The sequence below is a fragment of the Streptococcus oralis subsp. dentisani genome (assembly GCF_003944205.1).
Lineage (GTDB): Bacteria > Bacillota > Bacilli > Lactobacillales > Streptococcaceae > Streptococcus > Streptococcus oralis_BH.
Genome location: NZ_RJPH01000011.1, coordinates 14,320 through 35,577, shown reverse-complemented (window position 1 = coordinate 35,577; position 21,258 = coordinate 14,320). Strand labels below are relative to the sequence as shown.

The 21,258-nt window shown below is 43.2% G+C and carries 21 protein-coding genes, 1 riboswitch and 1 other annotated feature; of the genes, 14 read left to right on the top strand and 7 right to left on the bottom strand.

Annotated elements, in window-relative coordinates; all coding sequences use genetic code 11:
• Positions 1-19: 19 nt before the first annotated feature.
• Both D8805_RS07955 and D8805_RS07950 read right to left on the bottom strand, forming a co-directional pair.
• Positions 20-1,819, bottom strand: coding sequence for an N-acetylmuramoyl-L-alanine amidase (locus tag D8805_RS07955; protein ID WP_125416660.1), 1,800 nt, complete (start codon positions 1,817-1,819; stop codon positions 20-22).
• 57 nt (positions 1,820-1,876) lie between these two features.
• Positions 1,877-2,785, bottom strand: a complete 909-nt coding sequence (locus D8805_RS07950) for a LysR family transcriptional regulator (protein WP_001222585.1) — start codon at positions 2,783-2,785, stop codon at positions 1,877-1,879.
• A gap of 102 nt (positions 2,786-2,887) precedes the next feature.
• On the opposite strand from D8805_RS07950, the gene D8805_RS07945 reads away from it, so the two are divergent.
• The 3 genes from D8805_RS07945 (at position 2,888) to D8805_RS07935 (ending at position 3,818) form a co-directional block, all read left to right on the top strand.
• Positions 2,888-3,121 carry a YqgQ family protein gene (locus tag D8805_RS07945; protein ID WP_000646473.1) on the top strand — a complete coding sequence of 78 codons (234 nt, stop codon included), beginning with the start codon at positions 2,888-2,890 and terminating at the stop codon, positions 3,119-3,121.
• Positions 3,118-3,498 carry a rhodanese-like domain-containing protein gene (locus tag D8805_RS07940; RefSeq protein WP_000158120.1) on the top strand — a complete coding sequence of 127 codons (381 nt, stop codon included), beginning with the start codon at positions 3,118-3,120 and terminating at the stop codon, positions 3,496-3,498. The genes D8805_RS07945 and D8805_RS07940 overlap by 4 nt, the downstream gene beginning before the upstream one ends.
• A gap of 86 nt (positions 3,499-3,584) precedes the next feature.
• Positions 3,585-3,818, top strand: a complete 234-nt coding sequence (locus D8805_RS07935; RefSeq protein ID WP_001088142.1) for a hypothetical protein — start codon at positions 3,585-3,587, stop codon at positions 3,816-3,818.
• A gap of 41 nt (positions 3,819-3,859) precedes the next feature.
• Here the strand turns inward: D8805_RS07935 and D8805_RS07930 are convergent, their stop codons facing one another.
• Complete coding sequence (locus D8805_RS07930; protein ID WP_125416658.1) at positions 3,860-4,585, bottom strand: 16S rRNA pseudouridine(516) synthase; 726 nt, start codon at positions 4,583-4,585, stop codon at positions 3,860-3,862.
• A gap of 158 nt (positions 4,586-4,743) precedes the next feature.
• Here D8805_RS07930 and typA point away from each other — a divergent pair, with 158 nt between their 5' ends.
• On the top strand, positions 4,744-6,585 hold the full coding sequence (typA, locus tag D8805_RS07925; RefSeq protein WP_000164119.1) for a translational GTPase TypA: 1,842 nt from the start codon (positions 4,744-4,746) through the stop codon (positions 6,583-6,585).
• Positions 6,586-6,604: 19 nt separating this feature from the next.
• Positions 6,605-6,859, top strand: a complete 255-nt coding sequence (locus D8805_RS07920) for a DUF3165 family protein (protein ID WP_000262659.1) — start codon at positions 6,605-6,607, stop codon at positions 6,857-6,859.
• A 321-nt stretch (positions 6,860-7,180) separates the two neighbouring features.
• Here D8805_RS07920 and D8805_RS07915 read toward each other — a convergent pair whose 3' ends face one another.
• The 4 genes from D8805_RS07915 to D8805_RS07900 form a co-directional block, all read right to left on the bottom strand.
• Positions 7,181-8,443 (bottom strand): nucleobase:cation symporter-2 family protein, encoded by a 1,263-nt coding sequence (locus D8805_RS07915; RefSeq protein ID WP_001171654.1) that lies wholly within the window; start codon positions 8,441-8,443, stop codon positions 7,181-7,183.
• Complete coding sequence (locus D8805_RS07910) at positions 8,443-9,024, bottom strand: xanthine phosphoribosyltransferase (protein WP_084946328.1); 582 nt, start codon at positions 9,022-9,024, stop codon at positions 8,443-8,445. Before D8805_RS07910 ends, D8805_RS07915 begins: the two co-directional genes overlap by 1 nt.
• A 124-nt stretch (positions 9,025-9,148) precedes the next feature.
• A riboswitch (purine riboswitch) is annotated at positions 9,149-9,244 on the bottom strand.
• Positions 9,245-9,377: 133 nt separating this feature from the next.
• Entirely contained in the window at positions 9,378-9,764 is a 387-nt protein-coding gene (locus D8805_RS07905; protein WP_042902628.1) for a bleomycin resistance protein, read from the bottom strand.
• Positions 9,765-9,775: 11 nt separating this feature from the next.
• The gene (locus D8805_RS07900) at positions 9,776-10,603 is read right to left on the bottom strand and encodes an exodeoxyribonuclease III (RefSeq protein ID WP_125416656.1); all 828 of its coding nucleotides are present in this window, start codon (positions 10,601-10,603) and stop codon (positions 9,776-9,778) included.
• A gap of 133 nt (positions 10,604-10,736) precedes the next feature.
• Between D8805_RS07900 and D8805_RS07895 the strand changes: the two genes are divergently transcribed.
• From D8805_RS07895 to D8805_RS07855, 9 genes are all read left to right on the top strand, one after another.
• A complete protein-coding gene (locus D8805_RS07895; protein WP_000675343.1) occupies positions 10,737-11,192 on the top strand; it encodes a DUF3290 family protein in 456 nt (151 codons plus the stop codon).
• A complete protein-coding gene (locus tag D8805_RS07890; protein ID WP_000174450.1) occupies positions 11,189-11,824 on the top strand; it encodes a DUF421 domain-containing protein in 636 nt (211 codons plus the stop codon). Before D8805_RS07895 ends, D8805_RS07890 begins: the two co-directional genes overlap by 4 nt.
• Before the next feature lie 54 nt (positions 11,825-11,878).
• Entirely contained in the window at positions 11,879-13,624 is a 1,746-nt protein-coding gene (locus D8805_RS07885) for an ABC transporter ATP-binding protein (protein ID WP_125416654.1), read from the top strand.
• Entirely contained in the window at positions 13,614-15,356 is a 1,743-nt protein-coding gene (locus D8805_RS07880; RefSeq protein ID WP_125416652.1) for an ABC transporter ATP-binding protein, read from the top strand. Before D8805_RS07885 ends, D8805_RS07880 begins: the two co-directional genes overlap by 11 nt.
• 104 nt (positions 15,357-15,460) lie before the next feature.
• Positions 15,461-16,153 carry a sugar transferase gene (locus D8805_RS07875; protein WP_125416650.1) on the top strand — a complete coding sequence of 231 codons (693 nt, stop codon included), beginning with the start codon at positions 15,461-15,463 and terminating at the stop codon, positions 16,151-16,153.
• A gap of 41 nt (positions 16,154-16,194) precedes the next feature.
• Complete coding sequence (locus D8805_RS07870; protein WP_125416648.1) at positions 16,195-17,424, top strand: DegT/DnrJ/EryC1/StrS family aminotransferase; 1,230 nt, start codon at positions 16,195-16,197, stop codon at positions 17,422-17,424.
• 39 nt (positions 17,425-17,463) lie between these two features.
• Positions 17,464-17,689: a binding site (T-box leader), on the top strand.
• A 66-nt stretch (positions 17,690-17,755) separates the two neighbouring features.
• Positions 17,756-18,934 (top strand): tryptophan synthase subunit beta, encoded by a 1,179-nt coding sequence (trpB, locus tag D8805_RS07865; RefSeq protein WP_125416646.1) that lies wholly within the window; start codon positions 17,756-17,758, stop codon positions 18,932-18,934.
• Positions 18,935-19,333: 399 nt separating this feature from the next.
• Positions 19,334-20,695: an anthranilate synthase component I gene (trpE, locus tag D8805_RS07860; RefSeq protein WP_125416644.1), complete on the top strand. Its 1,362-nt coding sequence runs from the start codon at positions 19,334-19,336 to the stop codon at positions 20,693-20,695.
• On the top strand, positions 20,692-21,258 hold the full coding sequence (locus tag D8805_RS07855) for an aminodeoxychorismate/anthranilate synthase component II (protein ID WP_000601903.1): 567 nt from the start codon (positions 20,692-20,694) through the stop codon (positions 21,256-21,258). The genes trpE and D8805_RS07855 overlap by 4 nt, the downstream gene beginning before the upstream one ends.

The following is a 21,258-nucleotide window of genomic DNA, read 5'->3' as shown; positions in this document are numbered from 1 at the left end:
AAACCTCGAGACTTTGTTTTTATTGACCAGCGTAGTATTTTTGGATGCCTTTCACAATACCTGCGACTAGTCTATCTTGGTATCGATCATCACGAATCCGTTGATTCTCAGTGAAATTATCCATATAACCAAGCTCTAGGAGGACGGCTGGTTTGGCTGTTTCGCGTAGGACGGCAAAACTTCTTTCTAACTGACCAGCATCCTTAGCCCCTGTTTCGGCTAAGAGAGAGGAGTGGATAGCAGCAGCGAGACGCTTACTTTCACTAATGCGATCAGGATGGTTGTGCCAGTATGGATTAATCTTACTTGGATAATCAGGTTCATCGCTATAGGAGTAGGTTTGAATACCGCTCGCTTTTGAGTAGGTATTACCAGTAGCGTTGAAGTGAATACTGATAAAAATGTCAGAGTTGGTTTTGTTGACCATACGAGAACGTTCGGTAACAAAATCAACGTCAATATCACTATCACGAGAAGTGAGAACCTTGTAGCCTAGTTCTTCTAACTTAGTACGAAGCTTACGGTAAATCTGCATGTTGAGATCTTTTTCAGCAACATTGTAGTAAAAGGCGCCAGAATCTCGTCCGCCATGTCCGGGATCGAGGAAAATGGTATTGCTGTATTGACCTTTTACAAATCCACCTTCTGTTGAAACTTCAGAAATCCATTGGCCGTATTTTTGGAACAGGTGTTCCTTGCCGTCTATCTTGTAGGTTCCTGATACATAATGTCCGCTATCGTCCAAATAGTAACGAGCCTTGTAATAGTCGTCATAAATCCACTCATTTTTGGCCATATAGCCACCAGACTTGAGATAGTAGGCTCCAATCCATTCACGAGCCGCATAGGTTCCATTCGCTTTTAGATAGAACCAACTGTTGTAGGCCTTGTCAAAGATCCACTCTTTTTCAGCCATGGCTCCACTAGATTTGAGGTAGTAGCTTCCTTTCCATTTATTGGAAAGCATGACTCCATTTTGTTCAAAGGCGTACCAAGTTCCCTTGATTTTCTCCCATTTGTCTCGGCTGTATTTCCCATATTCATTAGCGTAATACCAATTTTGGTCAATCTTCACCCAGGAGTTTTCCGCCATAGCCCCGCTACTGCCGAGCAGGTAAGCACCAACGGTCGTTTTGCTGAGCATCACGCCGTTTTTGTCAAAATAATACCATGAACCATTAATTTTCTCCCATTTGTCTTGCGAGATTCTGCCAGATGGTGTGACATAATACCAATTTTGGTCAACCTTTACCCAGCCATTCTCCGCCATAGCCCCGCTTTTGGTAAGGAGATAACCATCAACGATTGTCTGAGTGAGCATGACACCATCTTTGTCAAAGTAGTACCAAACTCCTCCGATTTTTTCCCATTTTTGTTGGATGATTTTTCCAGACTCACTGGCGTAGTACCATTTACCCTCAAGAGCTACCCAGCCATTTTCTACCATGACCCCGTCTTTATTGAGAACATAGCCATCAAAAATGGTATCATTGAGTCGGTTTCCATCGTTGTCAAAATAGTACCACTTATCTTGAATTTTTTTCCATTTGAGGACAGGCTGATTGTTTTCATAGAAACGCCACTGTTTGTTTTCTTCCTGCCATCCTTCTTTTTTAGGAGCTTCTTCTTTTGCCTTGTCTTTTGGAAGTGTTGCAACCTCCTCTTCAGTTTTAGTTGAAAGATCTTTCTTATCTTCCTTAGAGTTGCTTTGTTCGGTGGTAGCAGGAGGATTAGCATTGCTTTCCTCTGCGTAGATAGGTGCTTGGGCAAATCCTGCCATTGAAAGGACAACAGCACTTGCCAATATAAACTTTTTCAACGATATTCTCCAATCATTATTTTCTAAGAAATATTATAAAATATGTCTGACGGCTTATCAACTATCAAACTGAACTTCTTCTAGTAAGTATTCGATAAAGCGTTCGCCCATCTTAGACAGGCTGGTTTTTTCATGCTGGATATAGACTAGTTCAATCGGATCGTCAATGTCCAGTGGAATAGAAACGATATTGTCTCCATTGAGGTTACTGTTCAAAATCCCTGTTGCGATCGTGTATCCGTCCAAACCAATCAAGAGGTTAAAGAGGGTGGCACGGTCACTGACTACAATGGATTTCTTGTGGTGCTCTTGTGAAAGAATCTCTTCTGAAAAGTAGAAGGAGTTGTGCGTCCCCTGATCATAACTCAGATAAGGGAAGTCTTCCAAATCAGCCAGTTTGACCTTGTCTTTTTTAGCTAGAGGGTTGGTCTTGCTGACAAAGATATGAGGCTGGGCGGTAAAGAGGTGGTGGGCCAAGAGGTGGTTGTCGTCCAGCATTTTCGTTAAAACATCACGGTTGTAACTGTTCAAAAAGAGGACACCAACCTCACTACGGAAGTTCTTGACGTCATCGATAATCTCCCAAGTCCGAGTTTCACGAAGGAAAAGCTCGTATTTTTCCATATCACTTTTCTTGAGCAGGGAGACAAAGGCATTGACTACAAAGGCGTAGTGTTGAGACGACACGCTAAAGAGTTCGCGGTGGGCGACAGGATTTTTATAGCGTTCCTCCAGAAGTTGGGTTTGCTCGACAACTTGACGAGCGTAGGAGAGAAACTCCATCCCATCACGGGTCAAGGTAATGCCCTTGGGATTGCGGATAAAGATTTCAATGCCCATTTCATTTTCCAAGTCTCGAACTGCATTAGAGAGACTGGGTTGGGTGATAAAGAGTTGCTTAGCTGCCTCATTCATAGAGCCAGTTTCGACGATTTTGATAATATAGTGTAGTTGTTGAATTCTCATGTTTTTATTGTACCACACTTGCGGAAGATTGGGCAATGAAGACGAAGAAAATAGGGGGAAAGAGCCGGTCCAGTATTGAAAAAAAGTATAAAATCTGTTAGAATGAAAGCTATGAAAACATTCTATGATGTGCAGCAATTTCTCAAACAGTTTGGCATTATTGTTTACATGGGGAAACGCTTGTATGATATTGAACTGATGAAGCTCGAACTCTCTCGGATCTATGATGCAGGTCTGATGGACAAGCTAGACTATCTAGAGGCGGAAGCTGTTCTTCGTAGAGAGCACAAGATAGAATTAGACTACATAGAGAAAAATGGAGATAAGAACTTATGACAATTTGGATTGTTTGGGGAATCGTTCTGGCGATGGCGGCATGGATGGGTTATAACTACCTTCGTATTCGTCGTGCGGCTAAGATTGTGGACAATGCAGAATTTGAAGCCTTGATTCGGAAAGGGCAGTTGATTGATGTCCGTGAACCAGCAGAATTTCACAGAAAACATATCCTCGGAGCCCGCAATATTCCTTCAAATCAGTTGAAGTCAAGCCTTGCAGCCCTTCGCAAGGATAAACCTGTCCTTCTCTACGAAAACCAACGCGGACAACGAGTGACCAATGCAGCACTTTATTTGAAGAAACAAGGTTTCTCTGAGATTTATATCCTCTCTTATGGATTGGATTCTTGGATTGGTAAGGTCAAGACTAGCTAATATTTTATTAAAAACTGTTGAATGGTAGATAAAGCTAGTATCTTAAGGTATCATCATTTATATTAAATTTAAGGAGATTTTATAATATGAATTCACAACAAAAGAAAAAACCTTCACTTATTTTAGGTATCCTATCTATTGTGCTCGGTTTGCTATCTCCAATAGTAGGTCTGGTTTTGGGTATCATAGGATTGGTCTTGGCTATTTCATATCAAAAAGAATCTGGACTGGACTATAAAACAGAAAAAATTCTCAATATTGTAGGACTTGTAGTTTCTGTCCTTAACTGGATATTAGCCATTGCAATAGTTTTTAGATAAGCAAAAACAAAAAAAGCTTCAAACATAAAGCTTTTTTTGTTTTATCGACTTATCTCTAAATAGTTTTTAATAATTTGTAACTCTTTCTGGTTCAAGGGACGGTATTGCCCTTCTGCTAGCTCTGAATCTAATGTAAAATCGCCGAACTGGACGCGTTTTAGTGCAGTCACCTTGACACTAACTGATAGAAACATCTTCTTGACCTGATGAAATTTTCCCTCTGAGATGGTGATAGAGGCACGGCTCTCGGTTGGACTTGCGGACAGAATGTCTAGTTTTGCTGGTTTACAAGTGATCCCATCTAAAAAGACGATTCCTTCCTTAAACTGCTGGATATGGTCTGACGTGAGCGGTCCGTTTACTACCACTTGATAGGATTTATCGACATGGTACTGGGGATGAAGGAGTTGAAAACCAAGCGGTCCATTGTCTGTCAAAAGCAGTAGTCCTGTCGTATCGCGGTCTAATCTGCCGACGGCATAGAGACTGTCAGACTGGATGTCAGGTGGAAGGAGGTCCATAACGGTTGGTAGTTCCTTGTCTTTATTAGCTGTGACGACACCAGCAGGTTTATGAAGCATAAGGTAGGTGTGCTCATAGCCTCGAATGATACGGCCCTGAAAAAGGAGTTCTTGTAGCCCTGTATCGATATTCTGAGCTAGGGAGCTGGCTGGACAATCGTCCACCAGGATTTCTTTTTTTAATAGAGCCTGTTTCATAGCCTTGCGACTGACCTTTTCTTGGGCTAATAATCTATCTAAACGCATACTAGCTTATCTTATCATAAGTCTCTGACTTTGAAAAGAGTTGCCTTGCTTAGAAAAGGAGAGTGAAAACATTTACACTTAGCTGAACTGTGATTTTTGAATGAGACTGTGGTATAATTGTTCAGTTAGAAATAAAAATTTAAATATTAGAGGAAATCATGACAAAATTAAGAGAAGATATCCGTAACATTGCGATTATCGCCCACGTTGACCACGGTAAAACAACCCTCGTTGACGAATTATTGAAACAATCAGAAACTCTTGATGCACGTACTGAATTAGCAGAGCGCGCTATGGACTCAAACGATATCGAAAAAGAGCGTGGAATTACCATCCTTGCTAAAAATACAGCCGTTGCCTACAACGGAACTCGCATCAATATCATGGACACACCAGGACACGCGGACTTCGGTGGAGAAGTTGAGCGTATCATGAAAATGGTTGACGGTGTTGTTTTGGTCGTAGATGCCTATGAAGGAACCATGCCCCAAACTCGTTTCGTATTGAAAAAAGCCTTGGAACAAGACCTCGTCCCAATCGTGGTTGTCAATAAAATCGATAAACCATCAGCTCGTCCAGCAGAAGTAGTGGATGAAGTATTGGAACTTTTCATTGAGCTTGGTGCAGATGATGACCAGCTTGACTTCCCAGTGGTGTATGCTTCAGCTATCAACGGAACCTCTTCCTTGTCAGATGATCCAGCTGATCAAGAAAAAACAATGGCACCAATCTTTGATACGATTATCGACCATATCCCAGCTCCAGTCGACAATTCAGATGAGCCTTTGCAGTTCCAAGTTTCACTTTTGGACTACAATGACTTCGTTGGTCGTATCGGTATCGGTCGTGTCTTCCGTGGTAGTGTAAAAGTTGGGGATCAAGTTACCCTTTCTAAACTAGATGGTACAACGAAGAACTTCCGTGTTACAAAACTCTTCGGTTTCTTTGGTTTGGAACGTCGTGAAATCCAAGAAGCCAAAGCAGGTGACTTGATTGCCGTTTCCGGTATGGAAGACATCTTTGTCGGTGAAACCATTACTCCAACAGACGCTGTTGAACCACTTCCAATCCTTCACATCGATGAACCAACACTTCAAATGACTTTCTTAGTCAACAATTCACCATTTGCTGGTAAAGAAGGTAAATGGGTGACTTCTCGTAAGGTGGAAGAACGCTTGCAGGCAGAATTGCAAACAGACGTTTCCCTTCGTGTTGACCCAACGGACTCACCAGATAAATGGACTGTTTCAGGACGTGGAGAATTGCACTTGTCAATCTTGATCGAAACCATGCGTCGTGAAGGCTATGAGCTACAAGTGTCTCGTCCAGAAGTTATCGTGAAAGAAATCGATGGTGTCAAATGTGAGCCATTTGAACGTGTTCAAATCGATACTCCAGAAGAATACCAAGGATCTGTTATCCAAAGCCTTTCTGAACGTAAGGGTGAAATGTTGGATATGATTTCAACTGGTAATGGTCAAACTCGTTTGGTCTTCCTTGTTCCAGCGCGTGGTTTGATCGGATACTCAACTGAGTTCTTGTCAATGACTCGTGGTTACGGTATCATGAACCATACCTTCGACCAATACTTGCCACTCATTCCAGGTGAAATCGGTGGACGTCACCGTGGTGCCCTTGTTTCGATCGATGCTGGTAAGGCTACAACTTATTCAATCATGTCTATCGAAGAACGTGGTACCATCTTTGTCAATCCAGGTACTGAGGTTTACGAAGGAATGATCATCGGTGAAAACTCTCGTGAGAATGACTTGACAGTGAATATCACCAAGGCTAAACAAATGACCAACGTCCGTTCAGCTACTAAGGACCAAACAGCGGTTATCAAGACACCTCGTATCTTGACCCTTGAAGAGTCTCTTGAGTTCTTGAATGACGATGAGTACATGGAAGTAACGCCTGAGTCTATCCGTTTGCGTAAGCAAATCCTCAACAAGGCAGAGCGCGAGAAAGCCAACAAAAAGAAAAAATCAGCTGAATAAGAGCTAGAAAGAGATAAAGATGGTCTATTTAATCATAGGGATACTCTTATTACTACTCTATGTATTTGCGACACCCCAAAGTATCAAAGGAACAGTCAACATCGTTATCTTGGTCTTTGTAGTTGTTGCTCTCTTGATTTTGCTGATGTTGTCCATCTTGCAAATCTTCCAATTACCGACAGAATTCTTTGTCACAATCGCCATGCTGGCTCTAGCCTACTTTAGCTTGAGAGACATTACGCTCATGCCTGTAAAAAAGGGTAAAAGAAGATAATAGAAGAGGCTGGGTAATGACTCAATTTGAGGAGAAAATCTAGCAAATTTTTCCCTGATAAAACGCATAATATCAAGGTTTTTGAATGCCTGATATTATGCGTTTTTATGATTTTTAAAACTTTTTGAGCGACCTATTAGAAAGTGGATACTCTTACAATTATTTTGGAAATAATTTAATTTCTGATTTAACGTATATTTTCTCAGAAGGGCTATTATTCCAACTTTTTCAAGGGTAGTCTTATTTTGGACCGAAAGAAAAAGATTGAAGAGATCGTCCAAAATGAACTTTTCTTCAATCTGGAGGTTCGTACCTCTTTTTTTATTTCTTTTTCCGATTTAATACGGCATTGAGTACAATGGCGAGGAGGCTTGCCACGACGATTCCGTTTGAGAAGAACATTTGGAAGGCTGTTGGCATGCTGACAAAGAGATTACTATTGTTGAGTCCGACACCTGCAGCGATGGATACAGCTGCGATAAGGAAGTTGTGTTCATTGTTAGCAAAGTCAACGCGCGCTAGGATTTGCATTCCTTGAAGGGAAACAAAACCAAACATCACCAGCATGGCACCTCCAAGGACAGGACTTGGAATGATTTGGGCGAGGGCACCAAACTTAGGAAGGAGTCCAAGGAGGATTAGGAAACCAGCTGCGTAGTAGATTGGCAGGCGAGTCTTGATACCTGACAATTTAACCAAACCAACGTTTTGTGAAAATCCTGTGTAAGGGAAGGTGTTAAAGATTCCTCCGAGAAGTACGGCCAGACCTTCTGCGCGGTAACCGTTGCGCAGGCGCGTGCTGTCGATTGGGTCATTGGTAATATCTGACAAGGCCAGATAAACACCAGTTGACTCCACCATGGAAACTGTTGCGATGATGCACATCATGACAATAGAGGAGATTTCAAAAGTCGGTACACCAAAATAGAGGGGAGTTGGGACATGGACAAGCGGTGCTGCTGCAACAGGTGAGAAATCTACCAAGCCCATGGTAGCAGCAATGGCAGTTCCAACAACCAGACCAATCAAAATGGAGATAGACTTGATAAATCCTTTGGTAAAGATGTTGATCAAGAGGATAATCAGAACAGTGATAGCAGCAAGTAGGAGACTTTGACCAGTTGGCTCTGGAACGTTATTTCCCATATTACCAATAGCGACAGGAATCAAGGTCAATCCAATTGTGGTAATGACAGAGCCCGTTACGATAGATGGGAAAAGATTGGCAACTTTTGAGAAAATGCCTGAAATCAGAACTACATAAATCCCAGAAACGATAAGGGCACCAAACATAGCACCGCTACCGTGACTTTGACCAATCATAATCAAAGGAGCGACGGATTGGAAGGCAACTCCGAGAACGACTGGTAGTCCAATCCCAAAGTATTTGTTGAGTTGGAGTTGGAGGAAGGTCGCCACCCCACACATGAAGATATCGGTAGAAATCAGGTAGGTCAATTGCTCAGCTGAATAGCCCAGAGCTGTCGCAATCATGATGGGAACTAGGATAGAACCTGAGTACATGGCTAGTAAGTGCTGCAAGCCAAGAACGGCTGCTTGCGAGTGTTTTTCTTGTTTTTGCATTAGAGATCTGCCTCCTTAAATACGACCTGACCGTTTTCAAAACGTTCCAAACGAGCGAGTGATAGAACTGGATAGCCAGCTTTCTCGAGCAAATCACGACCATCCTGAAAGGATTTTTCGATTACGATACCAATGGCTTCGACTTTTGCTCCGGCCTGTTCAATAATTTGGATCAAGCCTTTGGCAGCTTGTCCATTGGCTAGGAAATCATCGATAATCAAGACCTTGTCCTCAGGTGAGAGGAATTTTCCAGCGATGGAAACCGTGCTCGTCACCTGCTTGGTAAAGGAGTAAACCTCAGCAGTTAAGATGCCTTCGTTCATAGTGATGTTTTTAGCTTTCTTTGCGAAAATCATGGGAACATCTAAGGCTTCAGCTGTAAAAACAGCTGGGGCGATCCCTGAAGCTTCAATCGTTACAACCTTGGTAATGCCAGCAGATGCGAATTTTTCCGCAAAAACCTTACCAATCTCCCGCATCAAACGATAGTCAACTTGGTGGGTTAAAAAGGAATCTACCTTGAGGATGTTGTCACCCAAGATCTGCCCATCCTCAAGGATGCGCTCTTCTAATAATTTCATAAGACCTCCTAAAGTCTAAACTCTTTTGTGTTTTTCTATCGCCTTTATCATCTCAAAAAGGGCTAGAAAAAAGGACCTACTTAACAGATAAGCAAGCCCTCAAAATAGGTATGTCTAAAAACATACCCTCAACAGACTTACTCATTGTTAGGTGTTCCGGCACCTTGTAGAAACGTCGTGCCAATTCACGACATAAACAAGTAAAATGGTACTATTATCAAACGCAATAGCGTTAATGTCATTATTTTACACTAAATAGCTTTAGAAATCAAATATTTTATTAGTATTTTAATGAAAAAAACGAACAAAAAAGAAACCTACAACGAGATACAGTATTGTAGCCTTTTATTCTTCTATTCGCTAAATCTTAAAAAATAACCATCAGGATCCAAAACGGCAAATTCGTGAGGATAGATGTAGTGATCCCCAACACGAAATGTTCTCTTAGTCAAAGGACGATAAATAGGATAGTCAGCTTCCAGCAGTTTTTGGTGGAGCTGAGGGACATCTTCAATGCCAAAGGAAATATTGACACCGCGCCCGAAAGGATAGGTTAGTTGGGCTAATTCTTCTGTGCTGCCTTCTTCTAGCATAAGTTGGCAGTCTTCAAGCGAGAGGAAGAGAAATTTCTCCTCTGGACGCTCGTATTCGACAGAAAATCCCAGCAAGTCGCAGTAGAAGTGGCGTGACTTTTCGAGGTCAGATACTACAAATTCAGGAATGACAGCTTGATAGTCCATTAGCTTTCTCCTTAGAGTTCAATTTCCAATACAACCGGCGTATGGTCTTGACGCGCACCCGAGTCAATCATGTCAGACTTGGTCACCTTGTCAGCCACGCGGTTGCTAGTGAGCCAGTAGTCGATTCTCCAGCCTGTATTGTTGATTTTAGAAGTCTTGCTACGTTGGGCCCACCAAGTATAACGCTCTGGGACATCGCCGTGAATATGGCGGAAAGTGTCAGTAAATCCAGTTGCCAAAAGGTTGGTAAAACCAGCACGTTCCTCGTCTGTAAATCCTGGTGAACGGCGGTTGCTGGCAGGATTTGCAAGGTCGATTTCCTTGTGAGCCACGTTGTAGTCACCGGTCGCAAGGACTGGTTTTTCTTTGTCTAGTTGCGCCAAATACTCAGCGTATTTGACATCCCAGACTTGACGCTCTTCCAAGCGTTTGAGACCATCGCCAGCGTTTGGTGTGTATACTTGGGTTACGAAAAATGTATCAAATTCCAAGGTGATGATGCGGCCTTCCAAGTCCATGGTAGAAGGAGCACCGATTTCTGGGAAGCTAATCGCTGGTGTGAGTTCTTTCTTATAGAGGAACATAGTTCCAGCGTAGCCTTTGCGAGCAGGTTCTTGAGAGGAACGCCAAGTATTTTCATAACCTGGGAAGAGTTCTTCTAAAATTTCCAAGTGTTTCTTTGTAGGCCCTTTTGCAGAAAGCTTGGTTTCCTGGATAGCGATAATATCAGCATTTTCGGCTACCAAGGTTTGTAGGACTTCTTGGGACAACTTGGCACGAGCTGAGTCACTAGTTAGGGCAGCATTGAGGGAATCAATATTCCATGAGATGAGTTTCATAAAGTTACCTTTTTCATTCAGATTATAGATTTTATTATACCAAAAAAAGGTCCATTTCCCCAACGTATGGCTTGAAAAATCACTCTCTTTCGTTTATAATTAAGAATGATTTTATGAAAGGGAGTGAAAATAAATGAAATTTTACTCATATGACTATGTACTTAGCCAAATCAGTCAGCAAAATGGAATGATGATTGGCTTTGGGATTGTGCTCCTAGCTATCACAGGATTTTTTGCTTTTAAAGCCTATCGAGATAAAAAGGGGACTAAGTTTCGGGAATTGGTCATGATTTTGGCCTTGACCTTGGTGGCCATGCTTTTGGTGACAATCTCAAAATACCAGACCAATCAAGCCTCTAACAACCAATTTCAAACTTCACTTCATTTCATAGAGGTTGTTTCCAAAGACTTGGGAGTGGATAAATCAGAAGTTTATGTCAATACTTCTGCAGCCACTGATGGAGCACTTATCAAGGTAGGTTCAAATTTCTATCGTGCCATGAACGGGAGCCAACCAGACAAGTATCTTTTAGAGAAATTAGAATTGCATCAAACAGACGCTATTGAATTGGTGGAGGTAAACAAATGACACTCAATTATATGGAAATTTTAATCAAACTGGCCTTGGGTCTTTTCTCGCTTGTTTTTGTTATCAATGTGACAGGAAAGGGAAATCTGGCGCCTAACTCTGCGACAGACCAAATTCAGAACTATGTTCTCGGTGGTATTATCGGTGGGGTGATTTACAATAGTTCTATTAGCATTCTCCAGTACGCAGTGATTTTGATGATGTGGACGATTTTGGTTTTGACCCTAAAGTGGCTCAATAACAATGTTCGCTTTGTCAAACGCTTGATTGATGGGAAACCAACTCTCCTCATCAAAAATGGTCAGATTGACCCAGAAGCCTGTCGTTCAGTTGGTTTGTCTGCAGCGGAAGTAGCCCTCAAGCTTCGTAGCCAAGGGATTTTCCAGATGAAGCAGGTCAAATGCGCTGTGCAGGAGCAAAATGGCCAACTCATCGTGGTCCAAATGGGAGATGAAAATCCTAAGTATCCAGTTGTGACTGACGGTGTGATACAAGTCGATGTTTTGGAGTCGATTGGTCGTAACGAAGAGTGGTTGCTTGATAACCTCAGCAAGCAAGGGCATGACAATGTAGCCAATATCTTTATCGCTGAGTATGACAAGGGTGCGGTCACAGTCGTAACCTATGAATAAGAAAAACCTGGGGTCTTGGCCTCAGGTTTCTATTTGCAATCAGAAAGGGATTTTATGTCCATTATTCAAAAACTCTGGTGGTTTTTCAAGTTAGAAAAGCGTCGTTATCTAGTCGGGATTGTGGCTTTGGTCTTGGTTTCCGTCCTCAACCTTATTCCCCCCATGGTCATGGGGAGAGTCATTGATGCCATCACTTCGGGGCAATTAAGCCAGCAAGACCTGCTTTTGAACCTCCTTTATCTGCTTCTTGCAGTCTTTGGGATGTACTATCTGCGCTATGTTTGGCGCATGTATATCCTTGGAACTTCTTATCGTTTGGGGCAGATTATGCGGTCTCGCTTGTTTGAGCATTTTACTAAAATGTCGCCAGCCTTTTATCAGACCTATCGGACGGGGGACCTGATGGCACACGCCACCAATGATATCAATGCCCTAACTCGTCTCGCAGGTGGTGGAGTTATGTCTGCGGTGGATGCCTCTATCACGGCTCTGGTGACCTTGCTGACTATGCTTTTTAGCATTTCATGGCAGATGACCTTGGTTACCATTCTTCCCTTGCCTTTCATGGCTTATGCGACTAGTCGTCTAGGGAGAAAGACCCATAAGGCCTTTGGCGAGTCACAGGCTGCCTTTTCTGAACTCAATAACAAGGTGCAGGAGTCTGTATCGGGTATCAAAGTGACCAAGTCTTTCGGTTATCAGGCGGACGAGCTGAAGTCCTTTCAGGAAGTCAATGAATTGACCTTCCAAAAGAATCTCCAGACCATGAAATACGATAGTCTTTTTGACCCCATGGTTCTCTTGTTTGTGGGTTCGTCCTATGTCTTAACTCTTTTGGTCGGTTCCTTGATGGTTCAGGAGGGGCAGATTACAGTTGGAAATCTGGTTACCTTTATCAGCTACTTGGATATGCTGGTTTGGCCTCTTATGGCTATTGGTTTCCTCTTTAATATCACTCAGCGAGGGAAGGTTTCTTACCAACGGATTGAGGAGCTTTTATCTCAGGAATCACCTGTTCAAGACCCTGAGTTTCCTTTAGATGGTATAGAAAATGGACGTTTGGAATATGCCATTGACAGCTTTGCCTTTGAAAATGAGGAGACACTGACGGATGTTCACTTTAGTCTGGAAAAAGGACAAACCCTAGGCTTGGTCGGGCAGACAGGCTCTGGAAAAACGTCCTTGATCAAGCTCCTCTTGCGAGAATACGATGTGGATAAGGGTGCTATTTACCTAAATGGTCATGATATTCGGAATTATCGTCTGACAGATCTTCGTAGCCTTATGGGCTATGTTCCGCAGGACCAGTTCCTCTTTGCGGCTTCAATCTTAGACAATATCCGCTTTGGCAATCCTAACTTGCCCCTTTCGGCGGTCGAGGAAGCGACTAAACTAGCGCAAGTTTACCAAGATATTGTGGACATGCCTCAGGGATTTGATACGCTAATCGGTGAAAAAGGAGTCAGTCTTTCTGGTGGTCAAAAGCAGCGTCTGGCCATGAGTCGGGCTATGATTTTAGACCCTGATATTTTGATTCTAGATGATTCCTTGTCCGCCGTGGATGCCAAAACGGAGTATGCCATCATCGACAATCTCAAGGAGACGCGGAAGGACAAGACAACCATTATTACAGCACATCGTCTCAGTGCGGTTGTCCATGCAGATTTGATTTTGGTTCTGCAAAATAGCCAAATTATCGAACGGGGCACGCACGATGACTTGCTAGCTTTAGATGGCTGGTATGCCCAAACCTACCAGTCTCAGCAGTTGGAAATGAAAGGAGAAGAAGATGCAGAATAAGCAAGAACAATGGGCTGTATTGAAACGCTTGATGTCCTATCTCAAGCCCTATGGCCTCCTGACCTTTTTGGCACTCAGTTTTCTCCTTGCGACGACGGTCATTAAATGTGTCATTCCCCTTGTGGCTTCCCACTTTATCGACCAGTACCTCAGCAACCTAAACCATCTTGCCGTGATCGTTTTGCTGGTCTACTACGGTCTTTATGTCCTTCAAACTCTGGTTCAGTATGTTGGCAATCTTCTCTTTGCGCGGGTGTCCTACAGCATTGTTAGGGATATTCGTCGCGATGCCTTTGCTAATATGGAGAAACTGGGCATGTCTTATTTTGATAAGACGCCAGCAGGTTCCATCGTCTCTCGTTTGACCAATGATACCGAGACCATCAGTGATATGTTTTCAGGGATTTTATCCAGTTTTATCTCAGCAGTTTTTATCTTTCTGACAACTCTTTATACCATGTTGGTGTTGGATTTTCGTTTGACAGCTTTAGTTTTGCTCTTTCTCCCCTTGATTTTCCTGTTGGTCAATCTCTATCGGAAAAAATCAGTGAAAATCATCGAAAAAACCAGAAGTCTCTTGTCGGATATCAATAGTAAGCTGGCAGAGAATATCGAAGGAATTAGGATTATCCAGGCCTTTAATCAAGAGAAGCGCCTGCAAGCAGAATTTGATGAGATTAACCAAGAACACTTGGTCTATGCCAACCGTTCTGTGGCCTTGGATGCCCTCTTTTTGAGACCTGCCATGAGTTTGCTGAAACTTCTAGGCTACGCCGTCTTGATGGCCTACTTTGGCTATCGTGGTCTTTCTATTGGGATAACGGCCGGAACTATGTATGCCTTTATCCAGTACATCAACCGCCTCTTTGATCCCTTGATTGAGGTGACGCAAAACTTTTCAACCCTTCAAACGTCCATGGTATCTGCAGGTCGTGTCTTTGCCTTAATTGATGAAACGACCTATGAGCCTCTTCAAAAGGATAGCCAAGCAAAGATTACAGAAGGTAATATTCGGTTTGATCACGTGTGTTTCTCATATGATGGAAAACATCTGATTCTGGATGATATTTCCTTTTCAGTTAACAAGGGTGAAACCATTGCCTTTGTAGGACATACAGGTTCTGGGAAATCTTCCATTATCAATGTCCTCATGCGCTTTTATGAATTTCAGTCAGGCCGAGTTCTCTTGGATGGTGTGGATATTAGAGACTACAGTCAGGAAGAGCTGAGAAAGAACATCGGTCTTGTCTTACAGGATCCCTTCCTCTATCATGGAACCATCAAGTCCAATATCGCCATGTACCAAGATCTTAGTGATGAAGAGGTTCAGGCTGCGGCTGCCTTTGTCGATGCAGATTCCTTTATTCAGGACCTTCCTCTGGGTTATGATGCACCTGTGTCTGAGCGTGGTTCGAGCTTTTCTACTGGCCAGCGCCAGCTTCTTGCCTTTGCCAGAACAGTCGCCAGTCAGCCTAAAATCCTGATTTTGGATGAAGCGACAGCCAATATTGACTCGGAGACAGAAAGTTTGGTTCAGGATTCTCTGGCTAAAATGAGAAAAGGACGGACGACCATTGCCATCGCCCACCGCCTTTCGACCATCCAGGACGCTAACTGCATTTATGTTTTGGACAAGGGGCGCATCATCGAGAGTGGAACCCATGAGGAACTCTTGGCCTTGGAAGGAACCTATCACAAGATGTATAGCTTGCAGGCAGGGGCTCTTTCCTAAAGAAGAATTCCTCTAAATCACAGATTTCTTGCACCGCCTTTTCTATTTTGTGGTATAATGAAAAATGTTGATAAATAGTATACTAAAAACAAAGGAGAAACAGCATGCTGAAATGGGAAGACTTGCCCGTGGAAATGCAATCAAGCGAGGTTGAGTCTTACTACCAGCTTGTCTCTAAAAGGAAAGGTTCGCTGATTTTCAAGCGTTGCCTGGATTGGGTTTTGGCCTTAGTCGTACTGGTTCTGACCTCTCCAATCTTTCTGATCTTGAGCATTTGGATCAAGTTGGATAGCAAGGGGCCAGTCATTTACAAGCAAGAGCGCGTGACCCAGTATAACCGTCGGTTCAAGATTTGGAAGTTCCGTACCATGGTGACGGATGCAGACAAAAAAGGAAGTCTGGTAACTTCAGCTAACGATAGTCGCATTACCAAGGTTGGCAATTTCATCCGTCGTGTGCGTTTGGACGAACTGCCACAGTTGGTTAATGTCCTTAAAGGAGAGATGTCTTTTGTCGGTACACGACCTGAAGTGCCACGCTACACAGAGCAGTATAGCTCTGAAATGATGGCGACCTTGCTTTTACCTGCAGGGATTACCTCCCCAGCCAGCATCAACTACAAGGATGAGGACACCATTATCAGTCAAATGACTGCAAAAGGTATGACAGTTGACCAGGCCTATGTCGAACATGTCCTCCCTGAAAAGATGCGCTATAACCTCGCCTATCTTCGAGAGTTTAGTTTCCTTGGAGATATCAAAATCATGTTTCAAACCGTGTTTGAAGTATTAAAATAAAGTAGTCATGAGAAAATGAGTACAGATAAAGGAGCAAATCAATGCCAAATTACAATATTCCATTTTCACCGCCAGATATTACGGAAGCTGAAATTGCTGAAGTAGCAGATACCCTGCGTTCTGGTTGGATCACAACAGGTCCTAAGACAAAAGAACTAGAACGCCGCTTGTCTCAATACACACAGACGCCTAAGACTGTCTGTCTCAACTCTGCGACAGCTGCTCTTGAGTTGATTTTGCGCGTCTTGGAAGTGGGTCCTGGTGACGAGGTTATCGTTCCAGCTATGACCTATACAGCTTCATGTAGTGTCATCACACACGTAGGAGCAACACCTGTCATGGTGGATATCCAAGCAGATACTTTTGAGATGGACTATGACCTGCTTGAGCAAGCCATTACTGAAAAAACTAAGGTGATCATCCCAGTAGAGCTTGCCGGGATTGTTTGCGACTATGACCGTTTGTTCCAAGTCGTGGAGAAAAAACGTGACCTCTTTACAGCTGCTAGCAAGTGGCAAAAAGCCTTTAACCGTATTGTCATTGTCTCTGACAGTGCCCATGCTTTGGGATCTACTTACAAAGGGCAACCGGCTGGTTCCATCGCTGACTTTACTTCCTTCTCATTCCATGCCGTTAAGAATTTTACAACGGCTGAGGGAGGAAGTGCGACTTGGAAAGCCAATCCAGCGATTGACGACGAAGAAATGTACAAGGAATTCCAAATCCTTTCCCTTCATGGTCAAACCAAAGATGCCCTTGCCAAGATGCAACTTGGCTCATGGGAATATGATATTGTAACACCTGCCTACAAGTGCAACATGACGGATATCATGGCTTCGATTGGTTTGGTACAATTGGATCGTTACCCTAGTTTGCTTGACCGTCGTAAGGATATCGTGGACCGCTATAATCATGGTTTTGCGGGGACTCGTATCCACCCATTGGCACATGAGACTGACACAGTCGAGTCTTGTCGTCACCTCTACATCACCCATGTAGAAGGAGCAAGCTTAGAAGAACGCAACCAAATCATCCAAGAATTAGCCAAGGCAGGAATTGCAAGTAATGTCCACTACAAACCGCTTCCGCTCTTGACAGCCTATAAGAATCTTGGTTTTAATATGGCAGATTATCCAAGAGCCTATGCCTTTTTTGAAAACGAAATCACGCTTCCTCTTCACACAAAATTAAGTGATGATGAGGTTGATTATATCGTTAAGACTTTGGTGAGAATTTCTGAAGAAATCCTTGGTTCTGGAAAAAAATCATAAAAAAATCTTGACAAAGATAGAACAATAACATATAATGTTTTCAATAATCAGAAAAGTAGTTATTTTTGATCTTCAGGGAGCCTGTGGTGATTGTGAACAGGTGGTTGGAAGTAGTGAAAGTGGGCTGATTTAAAAAATGAATTTGAAACAATGAAAATTCGGTGCGCACACCTTACAGTGCAACTTGTTGTTAGACAAGGCAGAGATGTAAAGGGGAATAGTCCCTTTATAATTGAGGTGGCACCGCGTTACCAACGCCCTCACACGGAAGTGGATTCTGTGTGTGGGCTTTTTTCATATCTTTAAATTAATACTGAGAGAGGAAATTCTTATGACAACTAAAGGTTATTTTGGACAATTTGGTGGTAGTTTTGTACCGGAGCCGATTCAGGCTTTGTTGGATGAGCTAGAAGTGACATTTGACAAATACAAGGATGATCCAGAATTTTTGGCAGAATTTCGCCATTACTTGAAGGATTATTCTGGTCGCGAAACACCGCTTTATTTTGCGGAAAGTTTGACAGATCACCTAGGTGGGGCTAAAATTTATCTCAAGCGAGAAGATCTTAACCATCTTGGTTCTCACAAGCTTAACAATGTTTTAGGACAAATTCTTCTTGCCAAACGTATGGGCAAAAAACGAGTAATCGCAGAAACAGGTGCTGGTCAGCACGGTGTTGCGACGGCAGCAGCTGCAGCTAAGTTTGGTATGGCTTGTGATGTCTACATGGGGGCAGAAGATGTGGAACGTCAACGTCTCAATGTCTTCCGTATGGAGATGATGGGAGCAGCTGTTCACGCAGTTGAAACAGGCACTCGTACACTTAAAGATGCAGTTGATGCAGCTTTTGGAGCATGGATGAATGACCTTGAAGCCTTTTATGTTCTGGGATCTGCTGTAGGACCTCACCCTTATCCTACTATTGTCCATGAGTTCCAAAAGGTCATCAGTGAAGAATCTCGCCGTCAAATCTTGGAAAAAGAAGGTCGTTTACCAGACTACGTCATTGCCTGTGTGGGTGGTGGTTCTAATGCCATCGGTGCTTTTTCTCAATATGTGGCTGATGAAGAAGTCAAATTGGTTGGGGTAGAAGCTGCTGGGCATGGACTTGATACAGACAAGCACGCAGCCACTATGACAAAAGGTAGTGTCGGAATTGTTGACGGAATGAAGACCTATGCAGTCTTTAAGGAAGATGGAGAGCTGGCGCCAGTTTACTCTATCTCAGCTGGTTTGGACTATCCAGGCGTTGGCCCAGAACACGCCTACTTCAAAGACTCAGGTCGCGTGGAATATGTAGCAGCGACAGATGAAGAAGCTGTTCAAGCCTTGCTCCTCCTCAGCAAGACAGAAGGGATTATCCCAGCGATTGAAAGTTCGCACGCTATCGCAGAAGCAGTTAAACGTGCACCGAAACTAAGTAAAGATGAGATTATCATCATCAATGTTTCAGGTCGTGGAGACAAGGATGTAGCTGCGATTGCAGACTACCTAGATGCTAAAAACTAACAGATGGGAAAATTACAGTCATTTCTCTCACAGAGAGCTTGTGGTTGCTGGAAACAAGCAGAGAAAGCTGTAAGGTTGGGTCCATCTGAAATGAGAGAAGAAAACATAATTCTCAAGGGAGTGCCCTTTATCGCACAGCCTGTTACAGGAGGTATCTGATACTCTTCGAAAATCAAATTCAAACCACGTCAGCGTCGCCTTACCGTACTCAAGTACAGCCTGCGGCTAGCTTCCTAGTTTGCTCTTTGATTTTCATTGAGTATGAGACAGGAATGAGAGATAGGAACAATCCTATAATTGAGGTGGCACCGCGAATTTCGTCCTCACGCAAGTTATTTTGCGTGGGGATTTTTTATACAGTCGCCACGAACTAGAATTAGAATCGAAAGGGAAATTACAATGGAACGAATCATTCATGGAGATGTTTTATCGCCAATCTTGGCTTATATGCGCCTAAAGGGGCAACACAAGGTTATTTTAGAAAGTATTCCGAGAGACAAGGAAACAGCTCGTTTTTCTATCCTAGCCTATAATCCTGTTTTTGAGATTCAGTTTGAAAATGGAGTTCTTTATCAAAATGGGCAAGTGATTGATCGTGATCCCTTGGATTTCCTTTATGAAGTGACTCATAAGAGCCAGCACCATTCAGACCTACCTTTTGGTGGAGGAGCTATTGGTTTTGTTGGTTACGATATGATTTCGCTTTATGAAGAAATTGGTCAAATCCCTGAGGATGCAATTGGGACTCCAGACATGCATTTCTTCGTCTATGAGAGCTACATGGTCTTTGACCACAAGAAGGAAAAAATCCATGTCATCGAGGATGCTCTCTATAGTGAGCGCAGTCAAGAAGACTTGGAAGAAGCCTTGAACCAAGTGCTTGAGGAATTACGCATCCCTGCTCCAAATGAATTTGAAGATTTGGATTTATCTCCGCTGGACTTCAAACCGCACATTGCTCCTCAGAAGTTTGAGGAAATGGTGGAAACCGCTCGTGACTTGATTCGTAATGGTGATATGTTCCAATGCGTGCTCAGTCAACGTTTCTCAGCAGAGATTACTGGAAATCCATTTGACTTCTACAGAAATCTCCGCGTGACCAATCCATCTAATTACCTCTATTTCTATGATTTTGGGGATTATCAAATCATCGGTGCCAGTCCAGAAAGTTTGGTTTCTGTCAAAAATGGCATCGTGACAACCAATCCGATTGCAGGGACGCGACCAAGAGGGGCCACGGATGAAGAAGACAAGGTTATGGCGACAGACCTCCTCTCAGATGAGAAGGAAACGGCAGAACATCTGATGTTGGTAGACTTGGGGCGTAACGATATTGGCCGCATCTCTGAAACATCCAGTGTTCAAGTTACCAAGTATATGGAAGTGGAGCTCTTCCGCTATGTCATGCATTTAACCAGTGTTGTGAGAGGGCGTTTGCTTCCCGAACTCACTGCCATGGATGCCTTGAAAGCAACACTTCCAGCTGGAACAGTTTCAGGAGCACCAAAGATTCGGGCCATGAGACGGATCTATGAACTGGAAACAGAAAAACGGGGCTTATACGCAGGAGCAATCGGCTACTTGTCTGCGACGGGTGATATGGATTTGGCCATTGCCATCCGAACCATGATTCTTAAAAATCAAACAGCCTATGTGCAGGCTGGGGCAGGGATTGTCTACGACTCCATCGCCCAAAACGAATACCAAGAAACCATTAACAAAGCAAAATCTATGACTAGAATTGGAGAACTAAGACCATGATTTTATTGATTGACAACTATGATTCTTTTACCTATAACCTGGCACAGTACATTGGGAATTTTGCAGAAGTGCAGGTTTTGAGAAATGATGATCCCAAGCTGTATGAAGAAGCTGAAAAAGCAGATGGTCTGGTCTTTTCTCCTGGTCCTGGTTGGCCAGTTGATGCTGGAAAGATGGAAGACATGATTCGTGATTTTGCTGGCAAGAAGCCGATTCTAGGGATTTGTTTGGGACACCAAGCCATTGCAGAAGTCTTTGGTGGGAAGCTAGGTTTGGCTCCCAAAGTCATGCATGGGAAACAGAGTCATATCAGCTTTGAAGTGCCTTCTGTTCTCTATCAAGGCATTGAGGATGGCCGTCCGGTCATGCGTTACCACAGTATTTTGATTGAAAAAATGCCTGAAGACTTTGAAGTGACAGCTCGTTCGATTGATGACCAAGCCATTATGGGAATTCAACACAAAACCCTGCCGATTTATGGCTTCCAGTACCATCCAGAAAGTATCGGAACGCCAGATGGCTTGTCTTCTATTCGGAATTTTATCGAGAAGGTTGTAAAGTGA

What these genes read in the sequence shown, in the direction of transcription:
- D8805_RS07950 (WP_001222585.1), bottom strand. Translation starts at nt 2,785, where the DNA reads ATGAGAATTCAACAACTACACTATATTATCAAAATCGTCGAAACTGGC.
- D8805_RS07945 (WP_000646473.1), top strand. Translation starts at nt 2,888, where the DNA reads ATGAAAGCTATGAAAACATTCTATGATGTGCAGCAATTTCTCAAACAG.
- D8805_RS07940 (WP_000158120.1), top strand. Translation starts at nt 3,118, where the DNA reads ATGACAATTTGGATTGTTTGGGGAATCGTTCTGGCGATGGCGGCATGG.
- D8805_RS07935 (WP_001088142.1), top strand. Translation starts at nt 3,585, where the DNA reads ATGAATTCACAACAAAAGAAAAAACCTTCACTTATTTTAGGTATCCTA.
- D8805_RS07930 (WP_125416658.1), bottom strand. Translation starts at nt 4,585, where the DNA reads ATGCGTTTAGATAGATTATTAGCCCAAGAAAAGGTCAGTCGCAAGGCT.
- typA (WP_000164119.1), top strand. Translation starts at nt 4,744, where the DNA reads ATGACAAAATTAAGAGAAGATATCCGTAACATTGCGATTATCGCCCAC.
- D8805_RS07920 (WP_000262659.1), top strand. Translation starts at nt 6,605, where the DNA reads ATGGTCTATTTAATCATAGGGATACTCTTATTACTACTCTATGTATTT.
- D8805_RS07915 (WP_001171654.1), bottom strand. Translation starts at nt 8,443, where the DNA reads ATGCAAAAACAAGAAAAACACTCGCAAGCAGCCGTTCTTGGCTTGCAG.
- D8805_RS07910 (WP_084946328.1), bottom strand. Translation starts at nt 9,024, where the DNA reads ATGAAATTATTAGAAGAGCGCATCCTTGAGGATGGGCAGATCTTGGGT.
- D8805_RS07905 (WP_042902628.1), bottom strand. Translation starts at nt 9,764, where the DNA reads ATGGACTATCAAGCTGTCATTCCTGAATTTGTAGTATCTGACCTCGAA.
- D8805_RS07900 (WP_125416656.1), bottom strand. Translation starts at nt 10,603, where the DNA reads ATGAAACTCATCTCATGGAATATTGATTCCCTCAATGCTGCCCTAACT.
- D8805_RS07895 (WP_000675343.1), top strand. Translation starts at nt 10,737, where the DNA reads ATGAAATTTTACTCATATGACTATGTACTTAGCCAAATCAGTCAGCAA.
- D8805_RS07890 (WP_000174450.1), top strand. Translation starts at nt 11,189, where the DNA reads ATGACACTCAATTATATGGAAATTTTAATCAAACTGGCCTTGGGTCTT.
- D8805_RS07885 (WP_125416654.1), top strand. Translation starts at nt 11,879, where the DNA reads ATGTCCATTATTCAAAAACTCTGGTGGTTTTTCAAGTTAGAAAAGCGT.
- D8805_RS07880 (WP_125416652.1), top strand. Translation starts at nt 13,614, where the DNA reads ATGCAGAATAAGCAAGAACAATGGGCTGTATTGAAACGCTTGATGTCC.
- D8805_RS07875 (WP_125416650.1), top strand. Translation starts at nt 15,461, where the DNA reads ATGCTGAAATGGGAAGACTTGCCCGTGGAAATGCAATCAAGCGAGGTT.
- D8805_RS07870 (WP_125416648.1), top strand. Translation starts at nt 16,195, where the DNA reads ATGCCAAATTACAATATTCCATTTTCACCGCCAGATATTACGGAAGCT.
- trpB (WP_125416646.1), top strand. Translation starts at nt 17,756, where the DNA reads ATGACAACTAAAGGTTATTTTGGACAATTTGGTGGTAGTTTTGTACCG.
- trpE (WP_125416644.1), top strand. Translation starts at nt 19,334, where the DNA reads ATGGAACGAATCATTCATGGAGATGTTTTATCGCCAATCTTGGCTTAT.
- D8805_RS07855 (WP_000601903.1), top strand. Translation starts at nt 20,692, where the DNA reads ATGATTTTATTGATTGACAACTATGATTCTTTTACCTATAACCTGGCA.